Genomic DNA, 249 nt, shown 5'->3' with positions numbered 1-249 from the left:
CCGAGCGGTCGAGGTTGAGCTGGGCAGTATCGACCGCCACCTGCGCCTCGTTGACCGCCGAGCGGGCGCGGGCCTCGCGGGACTGGCTCTCTTCCAGCTGCTCGGCCGCCACCAGGTTGCCCAGTTTGCGGTTACGGCGCGTTTCACGGGCGGCCTGGGCCAGGGTTTCCTCGCGCTCGGCCAGGGTTGCCTGTGCCTGGCGCAGGGCCAGGCTGAAGCGGTCTTGGTCGATGGTGAACAGCACGTCGC

Annotated in this window: 1 pseudogene; it reads right to left on the bottom strand. The window is 70.3% G+C overall.

Features of this window, described 5'->3' with window-relative positions:
• Nucleotides 1–249 (bottom strand): annotated as a pseudogene (locus tag SB756_RS33375) (efflux transporter periplasmic adaptor subunit); the annotation flags it as partial.

It is taken from the genome of Pseudomonas sp. SIMBA_068, assembly GCF_046534705.1.
In the GTDB taxonomy this organism is placed as follows: domain Bacteria; phylum Pseudomonadota; class Gammaproteobacteria; order Pseudomonadales; family Pseudomonadaceae; genus Aquipseudomonas; species Aquipseudomonas putida.
Note: the sequence above shows the minus strand (reverse complement) of the source record. Positions and strands in the feature narration are given on the sequence as shown.